2 protein-coding genes are annotated in these 1408 nt (G+C 30.1%); both read right to left on the bottom strand.

All coding sequences use genetic code 11. The annotated features are described in order from the left end of the window. The coding region (locus ACFIO3_RS13125) for an alpha-hydroxy-acid oxidizing protein (RefSeq protein WP_375704602.1) at positions 1 to 187 on the bottom strand (187 nt) is incomplete at its 3' end. A gap of 1156 nt (positions 188 to 1343) precedes the next feature. After that, a partial coding sequence (locus ACFIO3_RS13120) for a hypothetical protein (RefSeq protein ID WP_375704603.1) occupies positions 1344 to 1408 on the bottom strand: 65 nt, incomplete at its 5' end.

The raw sequence follows: 1408 nt of genomic DNA, 5'->3' as shown, positions 1-1408 counted from the left end.
TGATTGAAAGATCAACTTCACCAACGTGGCATAGAATCCTTTGACGCAGTGCAAGTGCTTGAAGATCTGTACAATTACGTCGCATCGTTTCTTCAGCATAAGCCCCACCATCAATATAGTGAAAAAGAAAGGGGGGAAGACGACGCTTTGCTGCCTTACGATAATCAAATGTTGAAGAAATAATCATTGATGGCCCATTATTCCTGAATTAAAAGGGAAAATACCCTAAAATGCATAAAAAAAACCGTGTACCTTCCTCTTCAATGTTCTCCCAAAACGCTCTATTGAATTGATAAAGGTAACAGGAATTGCACTTTTCTAAAAAAACTAATTGATAAAAACAACGTCTTTATTTCTCTTTTCCCAATTTAAAATCTCATAGTATAGGAGCAGCATTAATACCGTACCACTTATACATTGTTCATATACAGTTGAAATGTTATACTCTCTTTAAACAAATACCTCTTTGTGAGCAATTGCTTTACAACTTAGTGCGTTGTCATTTAAAGTAGTTTTTCCCTCCAAAGAGTCCTTATCGTTTATAAAAATAGAAAGTCTATACTCATTAAAGATAAACCATCCCCCCCAAAAGATGAAAAAAACCTTTAATTAATACTTTAAATAAAGTTGTCGCGTACATCTAAAAATCTTCTCATATCAATATTCAAAACTGAAACCTGTTACTTGTCATGAAATTTTATAAAAATATACCGTGCCTAATTTACATAAAGTGTAAAAAACTTTTAATGTTCATACTCATGAAGTGCTTTACCTTTAGTTGAAACATTTTCTAGCTATATTATATCTTGAGGCTATAAATGTCTTCCTAAAATTAGAACACTATTCATTAAAAAAATTGTTCCTGAACTATCGTGAAAAACTTATTTATCTTCTCTTAATGATAATTTTTATACAAAATAAAATGTACTGGCACTTAAGATCTAAAAAAATGAAGCAAAGTGCAACATCCAATCTTGCATATTTTCTTTGAAAAGAAAACAATCTGCTGTTATATCGAATAAGTAAATTATTGATTTATTATCACAATACATATGCATGACATATTGAATAAAAATTGATTATAGCCAAATTATTTCATTTTAGATTTTTTCATAATAAAATAAGCAAAACTATTCTTTTCCGCATCATAAACGAGAATTTTTATGGATAAACACGCCTGAAAAAAGAAATAAAAATGCCTATCATATCCTCTCAAATACAAAGCCCTAATGTTGGAAACTGAAAATAGAATGCATGGCGACGGTTTTTTAAAGAACAAAAAATTTTCTTTTATTCACAATATATTTCCTGCGTACATGTTATCAAAATTCGTGGTTTCCAACTCATTTAAAATGCTTAGACAACTTTAAACCCTGTGCTTGATAATGTGATCCAACATCATGTCCAT

The sequence above is a fragment of the Bartonella sp. AD328YNZD genome (assembly GCF_042196425.1).
Note: the sequence above shows the minus strand (reverse complement) of the source record. Positions and strands in the feature narration are given on the sequence as shown.